19 protein-coding genes and 1 tRNA gene are annotated in these 18,321 nt (G+C 63.4%); 8 read left to right on the top strand and 12 right to left on the bottom strand.

What is annotated here, in order from left to right; translation table 11 throughout:
- Positions 1 to 2: 2 nt before the first annotated feature.
- Positions 3 to 3,122, top strand: coding sequence for an efflux RND transporter permease subunit (locus PU724_RS02145; protein ID WP_354419413.1), 3,120 nt, complete (start codon positions 3 to 5; stop codon positions 3,120 to 3,122).
- A 131-nt stretch (positions 3,123 to 3,253) separates the two neighbouring features.
- Positions 3,254 to 3,868 (top strand): TetR/AcrR family transcriptional regulator, encoded by a 615-nt coding sequence (locus tag PU724_RS02140; RefSeq protein WP_292349545.1) that lies wholly within the window; start codon positions 3,254 to 3,256, stop codon positions 3,866 to 3,868.
- A 138-nt stretch (positions 3,869 to 4,006) separates the two neighbouring features.
- Here PU724_RS02140 and PU724_RS02135 read toward each other — a convergent pair.
- A tRNA-Met gene (locus tag PU724_RS02135) sits at positions 4,007 to 4,083 on the bottom strand.
- 238 nt (positions 4,084 to 4,321) lie between these two features.
- Between PU724_RS02135 and PU724_RS02130 the strand changes: the two genes are divergently transcribed.
- Positions 4,322 to 5,287 (top strand): Gfo/Idh/MocA family protein, encoded by a 966-nt coding sequence (locus tag PU724_RS02130; protein ID WP_354419411.1) that lies wholly within the window; start codon positions 4,322 to 4,324, stop codon positions 5,285 to 5,287.
- A 50-nt stretch (positions 5,288 to 5,337) separates the two neighbouring features.
- On the opposite strand, the gene mnmA is transcribed toward PU724_RS02130, so the two are convergent.
- Positions 5,338 to 6,528: a tRNA 2-thiouridine(34) synthase MnmA gene (gene mnmA / locus PU724_RS02125; protein WP_354419409.1), complete on the bottom strand. Its 1,191-nt coding sequence runs from the start codon at positions 6,526 to 6,528 to the stop codon at positions 5,338 to 5,340.
- Between the two features lie 261 nt (positions 6,529 to 6,789).
- Between mnmA and sciP the strand changes: the two genes are divergently transcribed.
- Positions 6,790 to 7,065: a CtrA inhibitor SciP gene (gene sciP / locus PU724_RS02120; protein ID WP_006203587.1), complete on the top strand. Its 276-nt coding sequence runs from the start codon at positions 6,790 to 6,792 to the stop codon at positions 7,063 to 7,065.
- 70 nt (positions 7,066 to 7,135) lie between these two features.
- On the opposite strand, the gene PU724_RS02115 is transcribed toward sciP, so the two are convergent.
- Positions 7,136 to 8,062: an NADP-dependent oxidoreductase gene (locus tag PU724_RS02115; protein WP_127282274.1), complete on the bottom strand. Its 927-nt coding sequence runs from the start codon at positions 8,060 to 8,062 to the stop codon at positions 7,136 to 7,138.
- Between the two features lie 90 nt (positions 8,063 to 8,152).
- Here PU724_RS02115 and PU724_RS02110 point away from each other — a divergent pair, with 90 nt between their 5' ends.
- A complete protein-coding gene (locus tag PU724_RS02110; RefSeq protein WP_127282273.1) occupies positions 8,153 to 8,557 on the top strand; it encodes a winged helix-turn-helix transcriptional regulator in 405 nt (134 codons plus the stop codon).
- 63 nt (positions 8,558 to 8,620) lie between these two features.
- On the opposite strand, the gene PU724_RS02105 is transcribed toward PU724_RS02110, so the two are convergent.
- Entirely contained in the window at positions 8,621 to 8,998 is a 378-nt protein-coding gene (locus PU724_RS02105; protein WP_127282272.1) for a flagellar export protein FliJ, read from the bottom strand.
- Between the two features lie 450 nt (positions 8,999 to 9,448).
- On the opposite strand from PU724_RS02105, the gene ctrA reads away from it, so the two are divergent.
- A complete protein-coding gene (gene ctrA, locus PU724_RS02100) occupies positions 9,449 to 10,144 on the top strand; it encodes a response regulator transcription factor CtrA (protein WP_006203583.1) in 696 nt (231 codons plus the stop codon).
- A gap of 76 nt (positions 10,145 to 10,220) precedes the next feature.
- On the opposite strand, the gene PU724_RS02095 is transcribed toward ctrA, so the two are convergent.
- A complete protein-coding gene (locus PU724_RS02095) occupies positions 10,221 to 10,589 on the bottom strand; it encodes a response regulator transcription factor (protein ID WP_127282271.1) in 369 nt (122 codons plus the stop codon).
- A 250-nt stretch (positions 10,590 to 10,839) separates the two neighbouring features.
- On the bottom strand, positions 10,840 to 11,469 hold the full coding sequence (gene chpT, locus PU724_RS02090; protein ID WP_320319489.1) for a histidine phosphotransferase ChpT: 630 nt from the start codon (positions 11,467 to 11,469) through the stop codon (positions 10,840 to 10,842).
- Between the two features lie 402 nt (positions 11,470 to 11,871).
- Between chpT and PU724_RS02085 the strand changes: the two genes are divergently transcribed.
- The gene (locus PU724_RS02085) at positions 11,872 to 12,408 is read left to right on the top strand and encodes a DUF1134 domain-containing protein (protein WP_245478323.1); all 537 of its coding nucleotides are present in this window, start codon (positions 11,872 to 11,874) and stop codon (positions 12,406 to 12,408) included.
- 148 nt (positions 12,409 to 12,556) lie between these two features.
- Positions 12,557 to 13,717, top strand: coding sequence for a coiled-coil domain-containing protein (locus PU724_RS02080; protein ID WP_354419406.1), 1,161 nt, complete (start codon positions 12,557 to 12,559; stop codon positions 13,715 to 13,717).
- Positions 13,718 to 13,740: 23 nt separating this feature from the next.
- Here the strand turns inward: PU724_RS02080 and PU724_RS02075 are convergent, their stop codons facing one another.
- The 6 genes from PU724_RS02075 to PU724_RS02050 form a co-directional block, all read right to left on the bottom strand.
- Positions 13,741 to 13,986 carry a hypothetical protein gene (locus PU724_RS02075; protein WP_426213017.1) on the bottom strand — a complete coding sequence of 82 codons (246 nt, stop codon included), beginning with the start codon at positions 13,984 to 13,986 and terminating at the stop codon, positions 13,741 to 13,743.
- 54 nt (positions 13,987 to 14,040) lie between these two features.
- Positions 14,041 to 14,841 (bottom strand): TrmH family RNA methyltransferase, encoded by an 801-nt coding sequence (locus PU724_RS02070; protein ID WP_354419405.1) that lies wholly within the window; start codon positions 14,839 to 14,841, stop codon positions 14,041 to 14,043.
- Positions 14,842 to 14,898: 57 nt separating this feature from the next.
- Positions 14,899 to 15,237, bottom strand: a complete 339-nt coding sequence (locus PU724_RS02065) for an ArsR/SmtB family transcription factor (protein WP_127282265.1) — start codon at positions 15,235 to 15,237, stop codon at positions 14,899 to 14,901.
- A 160-nt stretch (positions 15,238 to 15,397) separates the two neighbouring features.
- A complete protein-coding gene (locus tag PU724_RS02060; RefSeq protein ID WP_354419403.1) occupies positions 15,398 to 16,174 on the bottom strand; it encodes a HugZ family pyridoxamine 5'-phosphate oxidase in 777 nt (258 codons plus the stop codon).
- A gap of 39 nt (positions 16,175 to 16,213) precedes the next feature.
- Positions 16,214 to 17,386 carry a CaiB/BaiF CoA transferase family protein gene (locus PU724_RS02055; RefSeq protein WP_354419402.1) on the bottom strand — a complete coding sequence of 391 codons (1,173 nt, stop codon included), beginning with the start codon at positions 17,384 to 17,386 and terminating at the stop codon, positions 16,214 to 16,216.
- Positions 17,387 to 17,391: 5 nt separating this feature from the next.
- On the bottom strand, positions 17,392 to 18,153 hold the full coding sequence (locus tag PU724_RS02050; protein WP_354419401.1) for a 3-hydroxyacyl-CoA dehydrogenase: 762 nt from the start codon (positions 18,151 to 18,153) through the stop codon (positions 17,392 to 17,394).
- Positions 18,154 to 18,321: the final 168 nt, after the last annotated feature.

The raw sequence follows: 18,321 nt of genomic DNA, 5'->3' as shown, positions 1-18,321 counted from the left end.
GGATGACCCTTAATCTTTCAGCGCTCGCCGTTCGCGAACGGGCCGTCACTCTGTTCTTCATCCTCCTGCTGGTGGCTGCCGGCGCCTACGCCTTCCTTATGCTCGGCCGAGCGGAGGACCCCAACTTTACCATCAAGACCCTGACCGTCACGACGACATGGCCAGGCGCGACAGCGCGCGAGATGCAGGACCTCGTCGCCGAACCCTTGGAGAAGCGGCTTCAGGAGCTGACCTGGTACGACCGGGTGGAGACGACTACGCGGCCGGGCTATGCGTATATGACGGTCACGCTGAAGGACAGCACGCCGCCATCCGCCGTGCAGGAAGAGTTCTACCAGGCCCGCAAGAAGCTCGGGGATGAAGCCCGCAACCTGCCGCCCGGCGTCTACGGGCCCTTCATCAACGATGAGTACTCGGATGTCAGCTTCGCTCTTTATGCGCTCAAGGCCAAAGGCATGCCGATGCGTGAGCTGGCCAGGCAGGCCGAGGCGATCCGCCAGGACCTCTTGCACGTGCCCGGCGTCAAGAAGATCAACATCCTCGGTGAACGTCCCGAGCAGATTTTCGTCGAGTTCTCCTACGCCAGGCTGGCTACGCTCGGCGTGTCGGCCCAGGATATCATTGCCGCCTTGCAGCGGCAGAACACTGTCACCCCGGCGGGCTCGATCGACACTGACGGGCCGCAGGTCTTCATCAGGGTCAATGGCGCCTATGACAGTGTCCAGACGATCGCCGACACGCCGATCGTTGCCTCCGGGCGGACGCTCAAACTTTCCGACATCGCCGAGGTCCGCCGCGGCTATGAAGATCCTCCCACGTATCTCATCCGGCGCCAGGGTGAGCCCACGATCATGCTCGCGGCCGTTATGCAGGAGGGCTGGGATGGTCGCGCACTCGGCAAGGCGCTGGAGGACAGGACGGCGGCCATCGTACGGACATTGCCGCTCGGGATGACGCTCGACAAGGTGTCAGACCAAGCGGTCAACATTACCTCGGCGGTCGACGAGTTCATGATGAAGTTCGCGATGGCGCTGGGCGTCGTGCTGCTGATCAGCCTGCTGAGCATGGGCTGGCGGGTCGGCATCGTCGTGGCGGCCGCCGTCCCCCTGACGCTTGCCGCCGTGTTCCTCATTATGCTGGAGACGGGACGGTTCTTCGATCGCATCACGCTCGGCGCGCTCATCCTGGCGCTCGGTCTTCTCGTCGACGACGCCATCATCGCGATCGAGGTGATGGTGGTGAAGATGGAAGAGGGCATGGACCGTATCAAGGCGGCGGCCTATGCCTGGAGCCACACGGCGGCGCCGATGCTGTCGGGAACGCTGGTCACGATAGCCGGCTTCCTGCCGGTGGGCTTCGCTCGCTCGACGGCCGGCGAATACGCTGGCAACATCTTCTGGGTTGTGGGTTTCGCCCTCATCGTCTCCTGGATCGTCGCCGTGGTCTTCACGCCCTATCTCGGCGTCAAGATGCTGCCCGCCATCAAACCGATCGAAGGCGGTCACCACGCGATCTACGACACGCCTAACTATCGGCGCCTGAGGCGGCTCATCACTTTTGCCGTGCGCCACAAGTTCGTGACCTCCGGTATTGTCGGCATCGCTTTCACGCTCTCCGTTGTCGGCATGGGTGCCATCAAGCAGCAGTTCTTCCCCACATCCGACCGCCCGGAAGTGCTGGTGGAGGTTCGCCTGCCGGGAGGCACCAGCATCGAGACGACGACCGCCACGGTCGAGAAGCTCGAGCACTGGCTGGACGGACAGCCCGAAGCCAAGATCGTCACGAGCTATGTCGGTCAGGGCGCCCCGCGCTTCTTCTTCGCGATGGCGCCTGAGCTGCCCGATCCCGCCTTTGCCAAGATCGTCGTTCTGACCCCGAATGCCGAGGCGCGCGAGGAATTGAAGCACCGGCTTCGAGAGGCGGTGGCACAGGGCCTCGCGCCGGAAGCCAATGTGCGCGTCACGCAGCTCGTGTTCGGCCCCTACACGCCGTTCCCGGTCGAGTTCCGGGTCATGGGACCTGATCCTGCGCAACTCTACAGTATCTCCGAGAAGGCCCTCGGCATCATGCGGGGCGTCCCGGACGTGCGGCAGGCCAACCGCGACTGGGGCAATCGCACGCCCGTGCTTCGCTTCGTCCCGGACCAGGATAGATTGAGCCTCATCGGCCTGTCGCCGACCGAGGTGGCTCAGCAGCTGCAATTCCTCCTTACCGGCATCCCGGTCACGCAGGTCCGCGAGGACATCCGCAATGTCCCTATCGTGGCGCGCAGCGCCGGCGGCGAGCGGCTGGATCCGGCGCGCCTGGCGGATTTCTCATTGATGAGCCGCGACGGCCGGCAGATTCCGCTCGACCAGATCGGCCATTCCGAAATCCGTCTTGAAGAGCCGATCCTGAAGCGCCGCGACCGCACGCCCGTTATCACAATCCGCTCCGACATCAACGAAGCGACCCAGCCTCCGGAGGTCTCACAACAGGTCGTGAAAGCCCTTCAGCCGCTGATCGCATCCCTTCCGGCTGGCTATAGCATCGAAATGGGCGGATCGATCGAGGAGGCTGAAAAAGCCAACACCGCGTTGGGCAAGATCTTCCCGGCCATGATCGCCGCCATGCTGATCGTCATCATGCTCCAAGTGCGATCCTTCTCGACGATGTTCATGGTCGTGCTAACGGGGCCGCTTGGCCTCGTCGGCGTCGTGCCGATGTTGCTCGTCTTCCACCAGCCCTTTGGCTTCAACGCCATTCTGGGCCTGATAGGATTGGCCGGCATCCTGATGCGCAACACGCTGATCCTGACCGAACAGATCAAGGAAAGCCGCGCCGCAGGCCTCGACGCCTATCACGCCGTCATCGAGGCCACAGTGCAGCGCGCGCGGCCCGTGATCCTAACCGCGCTTGCCGCAGTGCTGGCCTTCATACCCCTCACGCACTCCGTCTTCTGGGGATCGATGGCCTATACGCTGATCGGGGGCACGGCGGTTGGCACGGTATTGATCCTACTCTTCCTTCCCGCGCTATATACCGCGTGGTTCCGGATCAAACCGACCGCGGACGAGAACCATGAGGCCGCCCCAACGCAAGAGCCAGAACCGCAACTGCGGCTGGCAATGGCCGCGGAATAGGACTCGTGCCGGATGAAATGGGGTCGAGGCCCGCCCAAAGGACTTGCCTTGCGGGCGGGACGATCGTGCCCGCTTCCAGATGCTCGACGGGCAAGTCTTGCAGATCCGATTTATCAGTCCCGGAGAGATCAATGAATCACCCGATCCGAGTGCGAACTGATCTCGACTCGGTGCGCGCGCGCATTCTTGAGGTAGCGGAGAAGCACTTTCGCCGCATCGGCTCCCATAAGACGTCGATGTACGACATCGCCTCAGACCTCGGCATGAGCCGGGCAAATGTCTACCGTTTCTTTCCCTCTAGGGATGCGATCAACGGGTTCATCTGCAAGCGGATCCTGGACGAGGCTGCCGATATCGCCTTTGCGATCGCACGTACGAACGCCACGGCGTCGGAAAAAATCAGTCGGCTTTTGATCGCAATTCACAATCATGGCAAGGCGACACTGATCGAGCAGAAGCACATGCACGACATGATTGTCGCGGTCATGCGGGAGGACCGGGAGATCGTCAAAGGTCATATTGAGTGGATGGTCACGATCTTCGAGGCGATCATCCGCGAGGGCATTGGAGCGGGCGAATTCAAGGTCAGCGACCCGGCAGAGGCGGCGCGCGCGGTCAAGACCGCGTTCATGCCGTTCTTCCATCCGGTTCTGATCGAGCACTGCGTCCAACACGGCGAAGACACCGAGGCGAGCTTGCGAGAGCAGATTGGCTTTATCCTGAAAGCACTTGCCAAGTCGGACTAAGCGGCATGCAGAAACAAACGTTAGGCAATGTGCGGCACCCAGGCGGACGCCTCAACCCTTGAAATCATTCAAGATTCTTGGACGGGGCGCCACCACAACTACCCGTTTTCGCTATGATTTCAATGGCTTATGATGATTTGGTAGCGGGAGAGGGACTTGAACCCCCGACCCCAGGATTATGATTCCCGTGCTCTAACCAACTGAGCTACCCCGCCAGGGCGGCGAAAAGCCCGAAATCCACCTAAATCTAAAGGCATGTCGGAGCGTTCACCAAGGTCGGCGCGGATATAAGGTTGCTAGGGCAAGCCTGTCAAGCTTCGATGCGGCCGCTTGCCCGGCTTATTTGCGCTGCAGCAAAAGCTTTGCCGGACAGGCATTTGATCTGGGGCGCGGGGTTGAGTTCGACGGGGCACGTCGCTATGTCTCGGCCACGAAATTCTAGAGTTTGAGCGAATGAAGCCGCGCATTGCAGTCCTCGGTTGCGGATACTGGGGCAGCAACCATATCCGCACCCTCAAGGCGCTCGGCGCCTTGCACGCGGTTTCGGACCTCAATCGCGCGCGCGCGGAAGGCTTTGCCAGCGAGCAGGACTGCCTGGCGATCGAGCCTGGGCAGTTGTTCAAGCGCGATGACGTCGACGGCATCGTCATGGCGCTGCCGCCGCAGTTCCACGCCGACATGGCGGTGCGCGCCATCGAGGGCGGCAAGGACGTGCTGGTGGAAAAGCCGATCGCGCTGACGGTCGCCGACGCCGAGCGCTCGGTGCAGGCGGCAAGGGACCACGGCCGCGTCTTCATGGTCGGCCATGTGCTGCGCTTCCACCCCGCTTTCGAGACGCTCAAGGGCCTGATCGACAATGGCGAGCTCGGCGAGGTGCGCTACATCCATTCGCATCGCCTCGGCCTTGGCAAGTTCCACACCGAGAACGACGCGCTGTGGGACCTTGCGCCGCACGACCTGTCGATGATCCTGGCGATCACCGGCACCGAGCCGATCGAGGTGAGGGGCGAGGGCGCCGCGCTGCTCGACAATCTCAGCGACTTCGCGCATCTGCACATGCGCTTTCCCAACGGGCTGCGCGGCCATCTCTTCGCCTCGCGGCTCAATCCCTATCGCGAGCGGCGGCTGACGGTGGTCGGCACCAAAGCTATGGCGGTGTTCGACGATGTCGAGCCGTGGGAGCGCAAGCTCGCCGTGTACCGCCATGCGGTGTGGCAGGACAGCGGCCAGTGGGCCTTCACCGCCAACGAGCCGTCCTATGTGGCGGTCGGCGAAGGCATGCCGCTGACGCGCGAGCTGGCGCATTTCATGCACTGCATCGAAACGCGGGCCGAACCGCGCACCGGCGGCGAGGAAGCGATCAGGGTGCTGCGCATCCTGACTGCGGGCACCGTCACCCACTCCGGCCCTTCATCCTGAGCCCGGGCTAAAACGCCTTTGACGTCCGGAAATCGCGGCGAAGCGCGTCGCTATTCGGCGGGGATCTGCGCCGGGCGGGCGGCAAGCCGCGTCAGCATGGCCTCGGCCTCGGCGCCGCGCTCCGAGCGTTCGATGAAGCCGCCGCCGAACACGCGCGCCTCGTTGCCGTCGTCGGAATAGAGCACGCAGGCCTGGCCGGGCGCGATGCCCGACTCGCCGTCGACCAGTTCCACCGAGGTGACGCCGTCGCGGTGATGCAGCACCGCCGGACGCGGCGGGCGCGTCGAGCGGACCTTGGCGAACAGTTCCAGCCCGCCGGCCGGAACGTCGGCGAGCGGCCCGTCGCCAAGCCAGTTCATGTTGCGCAGATAGATCTTGTGCGTCTCCAGCGCCTCGCGCGGGCCGACGATGACGCGGGCACGGTCGGCGTCGAGATGGACGACATAGAGCGGCTCGCCGGAGGCGATGCCGATGCCGCGGCGCTGGCCGATCGTGTAGCGCAGGATGCCTTCATGGCGGCCGAGCACACGGCCGTCGATGTGGACGATGTCGCCGGGATTGGCGGCGGCAGGCTTCAGCTTGGCGATGATGTCTGAATATTTGCCCTGCGGCACGAAGCAGATGTCCTGGCTGTCCTGCTTGGCGGCGACCGTCAGTCCCATCTCCTCGGCGATGGCGCGAACCTGCGGCTTCGACAGGCCACCCAGCGGAAAGCGCAGATAGTCGATCTGCGCCTGCGTGGTGGCGAACAGGAAATAGCTCTGGTCGCGGTCGGCATCGACCGGGCGGTAGAGCGCGCGATGGGCGCCGTTGGCGCCGGAGCGGATGTAGTGGCCGGTGGCCAGAGCATCGGCGCCAAGGTTCTGCGCGGTCGCCAGGAGGTCGGCGAACTTCACCGTCTGGTTGCACGAAACGCAGGGAATCGGCGTCTCGCCCGCGACATAGGAATCGGCGAAGGGATCGATGACCGCCTTGCGGAAGCGCTCCTCATAGTCGAGCACATAATGCGGGATGCCGAGCGTCTCGGAGACACGGCGGGCATCGTCGATGTCCTGGCCGGCGCAGCACGAGCCGGCGCGATGCGTCGCCGCGCCATGGTCATAGAGCTGCAGCGTGACGCCGACGACGTCATAGCCTTCGTGCTTCAGGATGCCGGCGACGACGGAGGAATCGACGCCGCCCGACATGGCGACGACGACGCGGGTGTTTTCGGGGCGTCCGGGAAGGTCGAGGCTGTTCATGGTTCTTTCGTTCTGCGTGGCGTCTGAATGCCAATGGCCGGAATATAGGTCAAGCACCCGCGTGGCGCCAGCGTCTCCCGGACGGGTCGATTTTTTGCCTGCAAAATCAATGCCCGGCGGCGCATCTCTCAAATGCCGAGGAAAACGCTAACGCGACGTTCACGATCCTTACCTAGTCATTAGGGTTCGCTTAGGCAATTTTTAAAGCTGTGGCGGTACTGTGGCGGGGATTGGGTCTTTGAGTTTTTTGTAGAGAGTACGATGACCGATCTGGTTAGACCGCGAGTCAAGTATGTTATCGGGCCTGACGGCAGCCCTCTTACGATTGCCGATCTGCCGCCGACCAATACGAGGCGCTGGGTTATCCGGCGCAAGGCGGAAGTTGTGGCCGCGGTGCGCGGCGGACTGCTCAGCCTCGAAGAGGCTTGCCAGCGCTACAAGCTCACCACCGAGGAATTCCTCTCCTGGCAAGCGTCGATCGACGAATACGGCCTTGCCGGGCTGCGCACGACGCGCATCCAGCAATACCGGCATTGATGCCTCTCCAGGCTAAACGAAGGGCGCGGTAAACCGCGCCCTTCGCGTTTTCTGTCGGATCGTGCCGCGCTCAGACCGCCAGCACCACCTTGCCGATCGGCCTGGCGGCGAGGAAGGCATGGGCGTCGCCGGCTTGCGCCAGCGGAAAGCTCTCCGCCACATGCACGGCAAGCTTCTTCGCGTCGATCAGTTTGCCGAGTTCAATGAGACCGTCGCGATCCGGCACCACCGACATGCGCTCGACGCGGATGCCGCGGGCGCCGGCCGTTGCCCTGGTGGCGTCGTGAACGTTGAGCAGCGAAACCAGCACGCCGCCGTCACGCACGACTTTCAGCGACTGATCGGCATGATCGCCACCGATTGCGTCCAGCACCAGATCGACATCGCCGACCTTTTCGGTGAAATCACCTGCGGTGTAGTCGACGACCTCGTCGGCGCCGATCGATCGCACGAAGTCGAGCTTGTCGGGACTGGCGGTGGCGATGACATGGGCGCCGAGCGCCTTGGCGATCTGCACCGCCAGATGGCCGACCCCGCCGGCCGCCGCGTGCACCAGCACGCGCTGACCCTTTCTCAGGCCGCCATGGCGGACGAGGCCTTGCCAGGCTGTCAGGCCGGCCAGGGGCAGCGCCGCGGCGTGGATATGATCGATGCTGTCGGGCTTTGGCGCAATCTCGTCGGCGGGGGCCACGGCGAGTTCGGCGTAGGCCGCCGCCTGCTTCGGAAAGTGCGGCATGCCGAACACCTGATCGCCAACCTTGAGGCCGCTCACATCGGGGCCAAGCGCCTCGATGGTTCCGGAAATGTCCCAGCCGAGGATGAAGGGCGGCTCGCCGAGCAGCGGATAGTGGCCGCCGCGCACCGCGCCGTCGACAGGGTTGATGCCGGCCGCGCTGACGCGGACCAGCACTTCGCCGGCTTTCGGCGCCGGGTCCGGCCGGTCGGCGATGACAAGGACGTCGGGACCGCCGACGGTATTCTGGGTAACGGCACGCATGAGAGGCTCCTCGTAAGTTGGTGTGCCGCTATCATTTGGATAGTAATATTCCCTTGTCCAGTATGTACCTTTTCTATATATAGGCACCTCATGGATAGCGATAACGACTCCCCCTTCGGCTATGACGCGTACCGGCGGACGTGCCCTTCGCACACCGTGCTCGAAATGCTGGCCAGCAAATGGGTCTACCTGACCGTCTGCGCGCTGCGCCGCGGGCGGATGCGCAATGGCGAGCTGGCCCGCAAGCTCGAAGGCATCACGCCCAAAATGCTGACGCAGACGCTGCGTGTGCTCGAGCGCGACGGGCTGGTGCGGCGGGAGATCTTTCCGGTGATTCCGCCAAGGGTCGAATATGAGCTGACCGATCTCGGCCGGAACCTGGCGGGACTGCTCAATCAGATACGGTCCTGGTCGGAAGAGCACGCGCCCGACATCAAGGCGGCTCGCATCCGGGCATCGATGGATCCCCAAGCCGATCTTGCGACGCTGGGCTGAGCGGCCGCCAGGCTCCTGGCGGTTCGCCGGCTCGCGTCGCGGAGGTAGCGCTCGGCGGCGGCTTTACCCGATCATTGCGCTGCGGCCGCCGAGTTCGGCGTCGCGTATCTTGGTGTCGCGCGATTCCAGCATCTCTGCCTTGGAAAGCTCCGCTTCAGCTTCGCCGAGTAATGATTCGGCAGCGCTTCGCTGTTGGGCGAGGTCGCTTTGCGAATTTCTAAGGTTGTCGCGGCGCAGGCGCGCCGCCTTGGCGAAGGTCGGATAGGCAAAATGGTTGATGTCGGTGATGCCGGCCTTCTTCTCCTCGGCGGCGATCTGCACCTCCAGTTCGACGGCCATGCGTTCGAACTCGGCGATCATCATGTCGAGCTGCAGCAGCTGCCGCCGCTTCTCATTCACCTGAAACTGTTTCAGCCGAACGAGGTTTTCACGTGACTTCATGATTCGGTACTCCCGGAAACGCACACCCGCACATATCGTCCAATCCGCCCGGAAAGGCCCAAGCGCTGCCCGTATCCCCTGGCTTTCCCCCCACTATGGGAAACAAACTCCTAAAGTTTTTTGCCGTTGGTAACCATTCGTTTACGGGCATTGTTAATCATACGGCCGAGGACTTAAGGCCGGGTAAAAATTCCGGCTTTCGACGGGAAGCCGACCAGCGAGTCCCTGGAGTCACTTAGGCTGGTTTATTAATGTGGTGCATTAGCGGTTTTGGTCTGTGATTCATTATTAGATTCAAGAGGGTGTAGAAAGGGGTTAAAAAATCTGGTATCGTCCTCGGCACGAAATTAGGTTTTGTTAACCATTCAATGGCACCTTCTGTTCAGGCAATCACTGCTCCGGGTCCCGGACGGGTCGTGACATGGTCCGGCAGCAGAAAAGGGGAATGAAATGCGTGTTCTGCTGATAGAAGATGACAGTGCAACCGCACAAAGCATCGAATTGATGCTGAAATCGGAAAGCTTCAACGTCTATACGACCGATCTCGGCGAAGAAGGTGTCGACCTCGGCAAGCTCTACGACTACGACATCATCCTTCTCGATCTCAATCTCCCCGACATGTCGGGCTATGAAGTCTTGAGAACGCTTCGCCTGTCCAAGGTGAAGACGCCCATCCTGATCCTGTCCGGCATGGCCGGCATCGAGGACAAGGTGCGCGGCCTCGGCTTCGGCGCCGACGACTACATGACCAAGCCATTCCACAAGGACGAGCTGGTGGCGCGTATCCACGCCATCGTGCGGCGCTCCAAGGGCCATGCCCAGTCGGTCATCACCACCGGCGACCTGGTGGTCAACCTCGACGCCAAGACCGTCGAAGTCGGCGGCCAGCGCGTGCACCTGACCGGCAAGGAATACCAGATGCTGGAACTGCTCTCGCTGCGCAAGGGCACCACGCTGACCAAGGAAATGTTCCTCAACCACCTCTATGGCGGCATGGACGAGCCGGAACTGAAGATCATCGACGTCTTCATCTGCAAGCTGCGCAAGAAGCTGGATGCGGCGTCGGGTGGTCAGAACTACATCGAGACGGTCTGGGGCCGCGGTTACGTGCTGCGCGAGCCGGAAGACATCCGCGTCAGCGCCTGACACGCCCTGTCGATTGTTTTTGAACACAAAAAACCCGGCTTCAGCCGGGTTTTTTGTTGCCGATCCAGGCCGGCCGTCAAGCGGCGATTTTCAGGACGCGAAAGCGTTCCAGCAATTGCGGCCGATTGAACGGCTTCAAGAGATAGCCCTGGGCGCCGGCCCGCTTTGCCCGCATGATCGAGGCGACATCGACTTCGACCAGCGAGATCAGGATCTGCGGCTTGACCGCGCTCTCCATGGCGCGAACCCGGCGAATGAAGTCGACTGCCTGCATGTCCGGCAGACCGCCATCGACGACGATGACGTCAGGCATCTCGGCGGCGCACACCTCGACGGCATCGAGGCCGCTGGCGGCTTCGATCACGGTGAAGTCGGAGCCACCGAGGATGCGTTTTGCGACCTTCCTGATGACGCTCGAATCGTCGACGAACAGGCAGCGTTTCATTTCCGGGTCCTCTTTGCCATCTGGCGAACCGGCAACCTCTGGGCAACCGCAGCCACCATAGTTCAATCTGGTAAAGAAGCGGAAAAGCCGTTAGGTAAAGTTTTTGCAAAGATGCGCCTTGTTCGCCCCTTTCGTCGCGAACTCGGTTTTGGCCAGGCCAACAAAACTTGCCAAGCCTGAAATGCGGGCTCAGCCGCAAATATTATTTGAAATAGATACTTGATCTGTTCTTGCTGACAGAACAGGCCGCTCAAGCGGCCGACAGCACGATTTCCTCGGCCGTCGCGTGGATCGAAATCGTCATGTTGGCCTCGCGCGCCAAGAGCAGCGTGTAATAGGGCTGGACCGAATGGGCGTCGATCGGCTCCTCGGGCTTGTGGCCGGAATGCAGTTCGAGGAATTTCGGCGGCACGCGCAGCATCGGACCGGCGGCCGACAGCGCAAAACGCGGCTCGGTGTCGAGATTCTCCAGGGTGGCGACAAGCTTGCCGCCGCGCGGAATGGCGGCGTTGGCAACGAGAATGAGGTTGAGCAGCAGCTTGACCTTGTTCTTGGGCAGCAGCGCGCGGGCCCCGTTCCACACCAGTTCCGGCTTCTCGTTCTTGAGGAAGGCGATGGCGACCGCCTCGGCGTCGCCGGTGTCGATCATCATGCCGGCCGAGCCGGCGGCGCCGAAGGCGATGCGGGCGAATTGCAGCCGGGCCGAGGCATTCCTGGCGCTCTGGCGGATCAGCTTCATGGCGTCTTCGTCGGCGCCGCCCTCGTCGAGCAATTCAAGGCCGTTGTTGATGGCGCCGACCGGCGAGATGATGTCGTGGCAGACCCGGCTGCAGAGCAGCGCGGCAAGGTCGGGTGCGGAAAGGGTGAAAAGCTCGGCCATAGGCGAAGTCCCTGCTAAAGTTATTCACGGCCGAGCGATCAGTCGTCGCGCCCCGCCCGCACGAATCACGCGCTCTCCCTGGGCACCCTGAATACACAGCGCCCGAGCGTGCAGCAACAAATCCAAAATTGTCGTCGGCGAAAATGGTGGATTCGCGCGGAAATGCCGGGCCCCGCGCAGCGTTTCGGGGCCAGAGCTGGGTTCCCCGGCCTTCGAACCGCCATCTTCATGTGAGAGCTTAATGGTTGAAAAAGGATTACGGCATAGTTTGCCAGTGATAGTCACCTTGAGCGGCCGCCAAGAGCCGTGGGGGGTGCGAGGCGTCGGCGAAAGTGCTCCCTGACGGAGATTGGAAGCATGTTTTCCCGATTCTACGACCGGAATCTTTTCCGTGTCATTTCCATGGCGATTGCCCTCATGGGCGCTCTCGTCTTTTCAACCTCCGCGCTGCGGGCACAGGAATATACCGCCCAGGAGATCATCGATTCCGGCCACAAGTTCTTTGGCGCGACCTCCGGCGGTCTGGCCACGGTCGTCGAGAAGATCTTCGCCTCCTACGGCCTGCCCAACGGCTACCTACTCGGTGAGGAAGGGTCGGGCGCGCTGATCGGCGGCCTGACCTATGGCGAGGGCACTCTCTACACCAAGAATGCCGGCGACCATAAGGTGTTCTGGCAGGGCCCTTCGCTCGGCTGGGACTTCGGCGGCGAGGGATCGCGCGTCATGATGCTCGTCTATAACCTCGACGACATAGGCAATCTCTATAACCGGTTCGGCGGTGTCGCCGGCTCCGCCTATGTCGTTGCGGGCGTCGGCTTCAACGTGCTGCAGAACAACAGGGTCCTGCTCGTCCCGATCCGGACCGGCGTCGGCGCCAGGCTGGGCGTCAATCTCGGCTATCTGAAACTCACGCAGCGGCCGACCTGGAATCCGTTCTGACAAGGTCATGACGGTGCCAATCCAACGTCAGAACTGCTTGTTGCAGGTCTTGCCGCGGCATGCTCTTGCCGCGGCACTGGATTTCCGTCATGCCAAGATGGCAAAGTCGAGCTTTGGCGGTAGCCGCCATCCATAGCGGATAGTCACCTTGGTCCAGTCGATCCTGTTCTTCGCCCTCGGCTTTCTTTGCGCAGGCTTTTTGGCATTGCTGATCGCTCCGGCCATCTGGCGCCGGGCCGTCGCGCTGACGCGCAGGCGGGTCGAGGCTTCGATGCCGCTCACGCTGGCCGAAATCCAGGCGAACAAGGATCAGGTCAGAGCCGAGTTCGCGATGTCGACGCGACGTCTGGAGATGAGCGTCAAGACCCTGCAGGAGAAAGCAGCCGAGCAGCTGGTCGAGATCGGCCGCGGCCGCGAGGCCCTCAAGGGGTTGGCCGTCGAGCGGAAGGACAAGAACCAGGCGCTTTCCGACCTCGAGGCACGGACCGGGGAACTGCACCAGCGCGAGGAGCAGTTGCACCAGTTGTCCGAGAAACTGGCGCATATGGAACGCATGCTGGAGAAGCGCGCGCTCGAGCTGGAAAAGCTGGAGCATATGTATGACGATGCAAGCTTCGCCTCTAGCAACCGCCAGATCGAGCTGGTGGCACGCGAGTCCGAGCTGGACAAGCTCGCCAACGACATCGCCGTGCTGCGCGCCCAGCGCAAGGAAGCGGACAGGCGCAACCAGGAGATGACGGCCGAAAGCAAGGCCGCTCGCGAGGCGCTGAAGGCGGAGAAGAAGAGAACCGGCGAACTGGACAAGAAGGTCGAGCGCCTGCTCGCCACGCTTGCCGATCGCGAGGAGAAGCTCGACCGCCGTGAGAAGGAACTGGCGCGGCTTCGCGAGCGGGCGAAGGGCGAGACCACGGCGCCCGCTCCCGTGGCCCTGACGGCCGGCGTGAGCGGCAACGACATCGACAAGGCGATCGCCAGACTGGACGGCGAGCGCGAGCGACTGGAGGCGCGGCTGACGGCGCTGGCGCGCGAGAACAAGCGCCTCAAGACCGACCTTGCCGCCCACGAGACATCAAGGTCCGGGGCCAGCAGCGATGCGCATGGCGCAAGCGCTGCGCTGCGCGACCAGATGAACGAACTGGCGGCGGAAGTCGTCAGCCTGACGATGAAGCTGGACGGACCGGATTCGCCCATCGCCAAGGCGCTGGCCTCTCCGCCCCGCGAAGGGCGGCCGGCCAATGGAGAAGGCGTCACCAGCCTTGCCGATCGCGTGCGTGCGCTGCAAAAGGCGCATTCGCCGAACGGAAAGTAGCGCACGCCGCCACCTCCTTGCACTCAGCACTGGGCATCACCATGTCCGATGCCATGATCCCGTGCGGTCGCCGCGATTTTCCTGCTCGCTCTCTGGCTCTTTTGTCCGCTGCTTTCCGCGCTGTTTGATGTCGCGACGTCGCTGTGGGATATCACCGAAATAGCCCACGATGCGCGATCGAGGGCAACCGGCGCTCCAGTGCCGCTGGCAGACGACATGGAAGTCTTCAGGATCGAGGCCGCGCCGAGTGAGATCGGCACGACACGCATCGTTCCGAAACCAGGTCAGCCTTCGACCAGACTGTCCCTCATGGGCGATATGCGTCAGCCGCCGCGCGAAAAATGATGCAGCGCGATGGCCGAGGCGGCTGCGACGTTGGGGCTGTCGAAGCCTTGCGCCATGGCAATCCGCACCGTGCGCAAGCGGGAGAGCAGAGCCTCGGGCAGGCCTTCGCCTTCGGTGCCGAGATAGAGCGCCAGCCGGTCCGTCCTCTGCGCATCGCGAATGTCGGTCTCGCCGCGCGGCGACAGGGCGAACTGGCCAAAGCCCAGCCGGTCGAGCAGGGCGGTGATGCGGCCGGCGTCGCCGAAGGATGCGAAGGGGACCTTCAGCGCGGCGCCGACCGAGACGCGGATCGCCTTGCGGTACAGAGGATCGCAACAGGTCGCGTCCATCAAGACCGCATCGGCGCCGAAGGCGGCGGCGTTGCGGAAGATCGAGCCCATATTGTCGTGATTGGCGATGCCGACGAGGACGACGACCAGCGCGCCGGCGGGCAGGGTAGCCAGCAAACTCTCGGCGGGTTGTTCGGCGCCCCTGTTGCCGATCGCCAGAATGCCGCGATGCATGTGGAATCCGGCGATCCTGTCAATGATCTCGCCACTGGCGACATAGACGGGGAGAGCAGGAGCAGACTTGCGCAAGGTGCTCTCGAGACCAGCCAGCCGGTTTTCCAGGACGAGCACCGATTCGACGGCGAAGCGGCCCGCCGAGAAGAGCACGTCGAGCACCACCTTGCCTTCGGCGACGAAACGGCCGTGACGGCCAACGAGATCGCGCTCGCGGATATCGAGATAGGCAGCGACACGCGGGTCCCGCGGATCGTCGATGCGGATAATGTCCATACGTGCCTCGGCCGGCGAAAATTCGTCAGCGAGGTAAGGGGTGATCGGACGCGCCGGTCAAGCCCCGGCGCGACGCAGGCGATGGGCCATCCGCGATAGATCGCCGTCGCCGAAAATGCCGTCCAGCATGCGGAGCAACTCGCGCGCGGCTTCCGACTTGCAGGAATAGTAGATCATCTGCCGGTCGCGACGGGTCTCGACGAGGTCGAGTCCGCGCAGCTTCGCCAGATGCTGAGACAGGGCGGACTGGCTCAGCTGGACCTTTTCGGCGATGGCGCCGACCGACATTTCGCCGTCGACCAGATAGCTCATGATCAACAGCCGTTTCTCGTTGCCCATGAGCGTCAGAAACGTGGCTGCCGATTCGGCGTTTGCGATTAGCTTGCTCGAGATCATCGATGCCCCATGCTTTTCAGCTCATCCAGACGCTATGGGGGCAATAGCGTCTGATTCCATAAACTCACGTGTGGGTGCGCGCTCGTGAATCAGCGTCACACCAAAAGGGTAGAACATTTCTTCCAAATCTCAAGACTTGCTTTTGATTCTAGGCGATTAACTATCGCCCTTGTGAATAGCCGGCGGCGCGACCGGTCTTTGCCATGTCGACCAGCACCGTTCGCAGATCGCGCGCGGCCTTCAGCGGTTCAGGAAAGAACACCCGGCATACGCTATCGCCAGCCGCAAGGTCCATGCCTTCGGCGTCGAAGCCGGTGGCGACCCAGCCGTCACCCTCGGCCCTGGCGAAATGAAGCGCATAGACGGCGATCGCGTCGAGATGGTCGGCATTCATGTGGTCGAGTGCCGATTGCTCGCCTGCGGCCAGGTCCTCGACAATCGGTCCGGCGATGATGAGGTCGGCACGATCGAGCAGATAGGCCTTGCCGAAGCCGCCATTGAGGCTGGCACGCTCAGGTTCGAGCCGGAAAATGGAGAAGTCGCCAAGCCCGACGTAGAGCTTTGCCTTGGGATTGCGGTTGAGATAGCGCCGCTCGGCGCGCTGGTGCTCTTCCGCCCCATGCTCCAGCCGCCTCGCCCGGCAGACCAGCGTTATGCGCGGATGCGCCAGCGGATCGCCCTTGCCGGGTTCGCCGACCAGCAGCGAACAGCGCGGGTCGGCAAGCAGCGCGCCGGTATGCGCCGACAGCATCGAGACCAGGATCAGCGGCGCGCCGTCACTGTCGGTGGCAACGCCGACCCGGCTCGCCAGCGGCGCCCCGGTGCCGGGCTCGATCACCGCCAGCGCGCCGAAGCGAGCGCTACGGATCAGCGTCTTCGCCAGCCTCACCGCTTCGGCATCGGTCTCGCGGATGACGTCCTTTTTACGATCAACCAAGAGCGCTCACCGTTTAAGCTGATTTTTCTGCTCCGCTTATCATCCGATCACGCCGGATTTGACAAGGGCCGCAATCTCGCTTCCGGCGACGCCGAAACGCGCAAGAACCGTCTCCGGCTTGAGATCACGATCGGTCGGCGCGGCGCCGATCGTCGACGGCGTTTGCGAGAAGCGTGGCGCCGGAGCGGGGCGATCGAGGTCGCCCGATCTGACAAAGGCGCCACGGGCGCGATTGTGCGGATGGTCTCTGGCTTCCCGCAAGGACAGCACCGGCGCGACGCAAGCATCGGTCGCGGTGAAGACCGTCTCCCAGTCGTCGCGCGTCTTCTGCCTCATGCGCGCGGCGATTTCGGCGCGCATCCCCGGCCATATGCTCCTGTCGTACTGGCCATGCGCGAAACGCTGGTCGAGCGGCAACAGCCTGGCGAATTCGGCGAAGAAGCGGGGCTCGAGGCAGCCGACCGCGACATGGCGCGCGTCCGCCGTCTCGTAGGTGTCGTAGAAGGGCGCGCCGGAATCGAGCAGGTTGACGCCGCGTTCGTCCCTCCACAGGCCGGCGGCCATGAAGGCGTGCACCGGCGTTGCCAGCATAGAAGCGCCTTCGACCATGGCGGCGTCGATCACCTGGCCCTTGCCGGAACGCGAGCGCTGGAACAAGGCGGCGAGCACGCCGGCGATCAGCATCATGGCGCCGCCGCCATAATCGGCGACGAGGTTGAGCGGCGGGACCGGCGGGCTTGCCTGCCTGCCGATGGCGTGCAGCAGGCCGGAATAGGCCAGATAGGTGATGTCGTGGCCGGCGCGGTCCGAAAGCGGCCCGTCCTGACCGAAACCGGTCATGCGGCCGTAGATCAGCGCGGGATTGCGCGCCAGCGCCGCATCCGGTCCAAGGCCAAGCCGCTCCATGACGCCGGGCCGATAGCCCTCGATCAGCATGTCGGTCTCTGCGACCAGACCGAGCAGCAGTTCTCTGCCTTCGCCGCGCTTGAGATCGATGCGCAGGACGGAGCGGCCGTGGCGGTCGAGATCGTATTCGGCCGGCAGATCCAGCAAAGGCGGACTTGCGCCGATGCGCTCGATGCGCAGCACCTCGGCGCCCATTTCCGACAGTATCAGCCCCGCCAGCGGCACCGGGCCGAGACCGGCCATTTCGATCACCGTCAGACCGGCCAGCGGACCGGTCTTTCCGGCAGCGGAAATGCCGGTGTCCATCGCGGCTATTTGGGGGCCATGCGGATGGCGCCGTCGAGGCGGATGGTTTCGCCGTTCAGCATCTGGTTCTCGACGATGTGCAGCGCAAGTGCTGCATATTCGGAAGGCTCGCCGAGGCGGGACGGGAACGGCACCGCCGCACCAAGCGAATCCTGCACTTCCTGCGGCATACCGGCCATCATCGGCGTCCGGAAGATGCCGGGCGCGATGGTGCAGACGCGGATGCCGGAGCGGGCGAGGTCGCGGGCGACCGGCAGCGTCATGCCGACCACGCCGCCCTTGGAGGCCGAATAGGCGGCCTGGCCGATCTGGCCGTCATAGGCGGCGACCGATGCCGTGTTGACGATGACGCCGCGCTCGCCGCCATCCAGCGCATCAAGCTTGGCGGCGCGGTCGGCAACGAGGCGGATCATGTTGAAGGTGCCGATCAGGTTGATCTCGATCACCTTGCGGTACTGGTCGAGCGGGTGCGGGCCGTCCTTGCCGATCGTCTTCACGCCGATGGCGATGCCGGCGCAATTGACGAGGATGCGCGGCTCGCCGAGCTTTTGCGACACGTCCGCGATCGCGGCGGCGGCGCTGTCGCCGCTGCTTACGTCGCACTGGACGGCGATGCCGCCAATATCGTCGGCGACCTTCCTGGCGCGGTCGATGCCGACATCGAGGATGGCGATGCGGGCGCCCTTGGCGGCGAGGGCGCGCGCCGTCGCCTCGCCGAGGCCGGAGCCGCCGCCGGTGACGATCGCTATCTGGCCATTCGGGTTCATGCAGGCATCCTCCACGCTTTTCCGGTCATGCTACGAAGGACGCCACGATGGCGCAACGGCAGACGGGGTCAATCGAAGTTTCAATCGAGCGGGATCACTCGGCATGCGCCGATTGACCCGGGATCGATTGGCATGCGCCAATCGACCCGTGGATCAATCGTGCCGATT

The sequence above is a fragment of the Mesorhizobium abyssinicae genome, from assembly GCF_049887195.1.
Classification (GTDB): domain Bacteria; phylum Pseudomonadota; class Alphaproteobacteria; order Rhizobiales; family Rhizobiaceae; genus Mesorhizobium; species Mesorhizobium abyssinicae.
Note: the sequence above shows the minus strand (reverse complement) of the source record. Positions and strands in the feature narration are given on the sequence as shown.

Excerpts from the sequence above, each read along its gene's own strand:
- PU724_RS02145 (WP_354419413.1), top strand. The coding sequence starts at position 3 with ATGACCCTTAATCTTTCAGCGCTCGCCGTTCGCGAACGGGCCGTCACT.
- PU724_RS02140 (WP_292349545.1), top strand. The coding sequence starts at position 3,254 with ATGAATCACCCGATCCGAGTGCGAACTGATCTCGACTCGGTGCGCGCG.
- PU724_RS02130 (WP_354419411.1), top strand. The coding sequence starts at position 4,322 with ATGAAGCCGCGCATTGCAGTCCTCGGTTGCGGATACTGGGGCAGCAAC.
- mnmA (WP_354419409.1), bottom strand. The coding sequence starts at position 6,528 with ATGAACAGCCTCGACCTTCCCGGACGCCCCGAAAACACCCGCGTCGTC.
- sciP (WP_006203587.1), top strand. The coding sequence starts at position 6,790 with ATGACCGATCTGGTTAGACCGCGAGTCAAGTATGTTATCGGGCCTGAC.
- PU724_RS02115 (WP_127282274.1), bottom strand. The coding sequence starts at position 8,062 with ATGCGTGCCGTTACCCAGAATACCGTCGGCGGTCCCGACGTCCTTGTC.
- PU724_RS02110 (WP_127282273.1), top strand. The coding sequence starts at position 8,153 with ATGGATAGCGATAACGACTCCCCCTTCGGCTATGACGCGTACCGGCGG.
- PU724_RS02105 (WP_127282272.1), bottom strand. The coding sequence starts at position 8,998 with ATGAAGTCACGTGAAAACCTCGTTCGGCTGAAACAGTTTCAGGTGAAT.
- ctrA (WP_006203583.1), top strand. The coding sequence starts at position 9,449 with ATGCGTGTTCTGCTGATAGAAGATGACAGTGCAACCGCACAAAGCATC.
- PU724_RS02095 (WP_127282271.1), bottom strand. The coding sequence starts at position 10,589 with ATGAAACGCTGCCTGTTCGTCGACGATTCGAGCGTCATCAGGAAGGTC.
- chpT (WP_320319489.1), bottom strand. The coding sequence starts at position 11,469 with ATGGCCGAGCTTTTCACCCTTTCCGCACCCGACCTTGCCGCGCTGCTC.
- PU724_RS02085 (WP_245478323.1), top strand. The coding sequence starts at position 11,872 with ATGGCGATTGCCCTCATGGGCGCTCTCGTCTTTTCAACCTCCGCGCTG.
- PU724_RS02075 (WP_426213017.1), bottom strand. The coding sequence starts at position 13,986 with ATGCGTGTCGTGCCGATCTCACTCGGCGCGGCCTCGATCCTGAAGACT.
- PU724_RS02070 (WP_354419405.1), bottom strand. The coding sequence starts at position 14,841 with ATGGACATTATCCGCATCGACGATCCGCGGGACCCGCGTGTCGCTGCC.
- PU724_RS02065 (WP_127282265.1), bottom strand. The coding sequence starts at position 15,237 with ATGATCTCGAGCAAGCTAATCGCAAACGCCGAATCGGCAGCCACGTTT.
- PU724_RS02055 (WP_354419402.1), bottom strand. The coding sequence starts at position 17,386 with ATGGACACCGGCATTTCCGCTGCCGGAAAGACCGGTCCGCTGGCCGGT.
- PU724_RS02050 (WP_354419401.1), bottom strand. The coding sequence starts at position 18,153 with ATGAACCCGAATGGCCAGATAGCGATCGTCACCGGCGGCGGCTCCGGC.